Source organism: Mesorhizobium sp. M7A.F.Ca.CA.001.10.2.1, from assembly GCF_003998575.1.
Lineage (GTDB): Bacteria > Pseudomonadota > Alphaproteobacteria > Rhizobiales > Rhizobiaceae > Mesorhizobium.
In genome coordinates this window covers 1-4,685 of record NZ_RZQY01000477.1, presented here as the reverse complement: position 1 = coordinate 4,685, position 4,685 = coordinate 1, and the positions used below count along the sequence as shown (strand labels likewise).

At 65.5% G+C, this 4,685-nt stretch carries 3 protein-coding genes; all 3 read left to right on the top strand.

The genetic code is table 11. The features are described from left to right. Positions 1 to 2,679, top strand: a 2,679-nt coding sequence (locus EN964_RS25180) for a sarcosine oxidase subunit alpha family protein (protein WP_127276859.1), incomplete at its 5' end; no start/stop codon positions are given. Beyond that, positions 2,672 to 3,274, top strand: coding sequence for a sarcosine oxidase subunit gamma family protein (gene soxG / locus EN964_RS25175; protein WP_127270665.1), 603 nt, complete (start codon positions 2,672 to 2,674; stop codon positions 3,272 to 3,274). The genes EN964_RS25180 and soxG, both read left to right, overlap by 8 nt. Positions 3,275 to 3,449: 175 nt before the next feature. Next, positions 3,450 to 4,685: MFS transporter (locus EN964_RS25170; protein WP_127276857.1), on the top strand; the 1,236-nt coding region annotated here is incomplete at its 3' end.

Genomic DNA, 4,685 nt, shown 5'->3' with positions numbered 1-4,685 from the left:
GCCTGGGACATCAACGCCGTCAACCAGCTCGGCGGCAACATCCTGTCGGCCGGGTTCTACTACAAGACCTTCATGGGACCGGTGTTCGGCCCGCTCAAAGGCACGCGCTTCTGGATGTTCTGCGAACACTTCATCCGCCGCGCAGCCGGTCTCGGCAGCGCCGGAACGGCGAAAGACCCGGCCCGCTACGAGCGCATGAACGCCTTTTGCGACGTGCTGGTGGTCGGCTCCGGCCCGGCCGGCCTGATGGCCGCCAGGACCGCCGCCGATCAGGGAGCGCGCGTCATGTTGGCCGATCTCGAGCCGCTTTTCGGCGGTTCGGCCAACTGGTCCGGGGAAACGATCGATGGCGCACCAGCTGCCGATTGGGCGCGCCGCACCGTCGCCCAGCTCGCAGGCCGCGACAATGTCCGGCTTTTACCGCGCACCACAGTGTGGGGTTATTACGACAACAACACGCTTGCCGCGCTGGAACGGGTCAGCGATCACAAGGATCAGCCAGGCAAGGGCGAGCCGCGCCATCGCTATTGGGCGATCCGTGCCAAATCCGTGGTCCTGGCCACCGGTGCGTTCGAGCGGCCGCTCGTGTTCCCCGGCAATGACCGGCCAGGCGTGATGCTGGCGCATGCAGCCGAGCGCTATGCCAACGAATTCGGCGTGCTGCCGGGCGAGCGGATCGCGCTGTTCACCAACAATGACAGCGCCTATCGGGCGGCCGTCGCCTTGAAGAAGGCCGGTGCCGCGGTCGTCGCCATCGCCGATGTCAGGCCGGAACTTTCGCCGGAGATGCGCAAGCTGGCCGCGGAAGCCGAGGCCGAGATCTTCGCTGGCCATGCCGTCGTCGCCACCGAAGGTGGAAAGGCGCTGTCCGGCCTCAAACTGCAACGCTTCGATATGGCCAACGGCACGCTCATCGGCGATGCCCGCAGTATCCACGCCGATTGCCTGCTGATGTCCGGCGGCTGGTCGCCGACCATCCATCTGGCCAGCCAGGCCGGCGCCAAGGCGGAATGGAATGCCGCGCGGCAGGCCTTCCTGCCGCCGAAGCCAACACAGAGCTGGATCGGCGCCGGCGCCTTCACCGGCAGTTTCTCCACCGCCGAAGCCATCGCCGAAGGCCGCGCCGCGGGCCTTGCCGCAGCCGGTGGCCCCAGCGCGCCTTCTGTATTGCCGGCGGTGGAAGCCGTGCCCGGCGATCCTGATCCGGCACCGGTGTTCGAGATCAGGGCCAAGGGCAAGAGCTTTGTCGACTTCCAGCACGACGTGACGGCAGAGGACGTGCGGCTGGCGCACCGGGAAGGCTTTGTCTCGGTCGAGCATCTGAAACGCTACACCACGCTCGGCATGGCGACCGACCAGGGCAAGAGCTCCAACGTGCCCGGCCTTGCCATCATGGCCGAAGCCCTGGGCAAGCCCATCCCCGAAGTCGGCACGACGCGCTTCCGGCCGCCCTTTGCGCCGGTGTCGATCGGCTCGCTGGCGGCGGAACGTTTTGGCGATCTCAAGCCCGAACGATTGACCCCGATGCATGATTGGCATCTGGCCAACGGCGCGACCATGTATTCAGCGGGCCTCTGGTATCGCCCGATGATCTACGGCCATGCAGGCGAAACGGTCGAGCAGGCCTATGTGCGCGAAGCCAAGGCGACACGCGAAAGCGCCGGGATCGTCGATGTCTCGACATTGGGCAAGATTGCCGTGCAAGGCCCCGACGCCGCCGCATTCCTCGACCGCGTCTACACCAACATGTTTTCGACGCTGGCCGTCGGCAAGGCCCGCTACGGTCTGATGCTGCGCGAGGACGGCCTAGCCTTCGACGACGGCACCACCTGGCGGCTCGGCGAGCAGGACTTCCTGATGACCACCACCACCGCCAATGCCGGCAAGGTGATGCAGCATCTGGAATATTTCCTCGACGTGATCTGGCCGGAGCTGAAAGTCCACGTCACCTCGGTGACCGACGAATGGGCGGGGGCCGCGATCGGCGGGCCGAAGGCCAGGCAGATCCTCGCCTCTTGTGTCACCGGCACCGCAGTCGACAATGCCACCTTGCCCTTCATGGGCCTCGTGCGCGGCGAGATAGCAGGCGTGCCGGTGATGATCTGCCGGCTGTCCTTCTCCGGCGAAATGGCGTTCGAAGTCTATTCCGGCGCCGGCCACGGCACCCATGTCTGGGAAGCGCTTGTCGAGGCCGGCAAACCGTTCGGGCTGGTCACCTACGGGCTCGAGGCGCTGGGCACCATGCGCATCGAAAAAGGCCATGTCACCGGCGCCGAGATCGACGGCCGCACCACGGCGCGCGACCTGCATCTCGACTGGATGCTGTCGAAGAAGAAGCCGTTCATCGGCTCGGCGATGATGGACCGCGAAGGCCTGATCGCGTCGGACCGCCTGGAACTGGTCGGCCTGATCGCCCTCGACAACCTACCGTTCAATGGCGGCGCGCACATCGTCGAGGAGGTTGACGAGGCCAATCCGCACGGCTCGATCGGTCACATCACCGCCTGCTGCTATTCACCGGCGCTCGGCAGGCATATCGCGCTGGCGCTGGTCAAGGGCGGCAAGGCACTGCAGGGCACGCGCGCTCATGTCTCCGATCCCTTGCGCAACCGGTTTGGACCGGTCGAGATCGTCTCCAACCACTTCTTCGATCCGGACGGGAGCCGCATGCATGGTTGAGCGCCAATCACCCGAACCCTTGTCGCCGCTTGAGCCTGAATTCCATGTCGGCTCGCACGGCAATTTCGAGCACGGCGTCGAGATCATCCTGACCGAGACAAGGCCGGGCTCGATCGTGCAGCTCGCCGCGTGGCCCGGCGAGGAGAAGAAGCTGATAGCAGCCGTCCGCACCGTCACCGGGCTTGCCCTGCCCGATGGCGCCGGCGGCGGCTTGAGCGATGGCGTGAAATCGGTGTTCGGCTTCGCGCCGGGAAAGTTCACCGTTGCCGATGAAGCCGAAGGCCTGGCTGCGGCCTTTGCCAAGGTGGTGACCCCCGCCATTGGCACTGTGACCGACCTCTCGCACGGCCGCACCGCCATCCGCATTGCCGGGCCGAAGGCCGAATGGGTGCTGGCGAAATTCTTCGCCATCGATTTCGCGCTGCCGGCCTTTCCTGTTGGAGCCGGCCGCTCGACCACCCATCACGACATCTTCGCCCAGATCCAGCGCACCAGCGCCGACCAGTTCGACATCTATGTCTTCCGCTCGTTTGCACGCTCGTTCTGGAAGGCGCTCTGCCATGCCAGCGAGGAAGTCGGCTACGAGGTGCAGTAGGCGGCGCGGCCGGATGGCCGCGTTGCCCACATCTGGCATCAACGCCAGCCGCTTCTGCCGCTAGAGAATCTGGCCGCCGGCGCCCATGGTGCGAAAACGTGGCCGCCCAACCGGCCCGAGGGATATGAAATCCCTTCTTCAAGAGTCGGCACATTCGTTTGGTTCGAACATCTCCATGACCGCAGAACTATCCGCCGGCGCCACGGATCGCGCCGATGTGCCGGCCAGAGCCTTGCTCCTGCTGCCGCTGACGGTCGCCTGCGGCGTGTTCATGACCAGCCTCGACCAGAATGTCGTGGTGACCGCGCTGCCGGGCATCAGCGAAAGCCTCGGCCGTCCGCCCAGCCAGCTCGGCCTCTTGATTACCGTCTATGTCGCCAGCCTGATCATCTCGATGCCGCTTGGCGGCTGGGCCGCCGATCGCTTCGGCCTGCGCAACGTCTACTGCTTTGCCTTGCTGGTGTTCGCCGCCTCGTCGGCGCTCTGCGGGCTGTCCGACAACATCTGGATGCTGGTCGGCGCCCGCGCGCTGCAAGGCTTTGGCGGTGCCTTGATGGGCACGCTCGGCCAGGTCGTCATCCTGTCGACCTTTCCGCGCAGCCGAACGCTGAAGATCAACATGTACATCTCGCTGGCCGGCCAGTCCGGACCGTTGGTCGGTCCGCTCGTCGGGGGCGCGCTGACCACCTACATTTCCTGGCGCTGGATCTTCTTCATCAACGTGCCGTTCGCGCTGGCGGCGGCAATTCTTGCCGCCTCGCTGTTTCCGACGATGACCAAGCCCGTGCGCACGCCGTTCGATTTTCCGGGCTTCCTGCTGGTCGGCAGCGGCATGGTCCTGCTGGTCTTCGGCATGGATTCGCTTGCTGCCAAGGATGCCGCGGGCGGCATCATCGCCGCAGAACTGGCGCTGGCGCTGGTCATCCTGACCATCGCCTCGTTCTACTGCCTGCGCGTGCGCAATCCGCTGCTCGATCTCGAGCTGTTGCGCATCCGTACCTTCCGCATTTCGTTCCTCACCGGCGGCGGGCTGGACACGATCGGCCTCAGCTCGGTGGTGTTCCTGCTGCCCTTGATGTTCCAGCTCGGCTTCGGCATGAGCGCGGTGCAGGCGGGATCGCTGACCTTCGTCGCCGCGGTCGGCTCCGTGGCCATGCGCTTCTTCATGCCGCGTGTCCTCAACCGTTTCGGCTTTCGCCGCGTGCTGGTCTACAACACCCCGATCGTCGCCGTGATGGTCGCCGGCTTCGCCTTGATGCAGGCGACGACGCCGGTGTGGATCGTGCTGACCTACATCTTCGTCTTCGGCGTCTTCCGCTCCGCGCAATGGGCCTCGACCGGCAATCTCGCCTATTCCGACATCGCGCCCGAGCAGCTCGCCCGCTTCAGCGCGCTCTATTACATATTATGG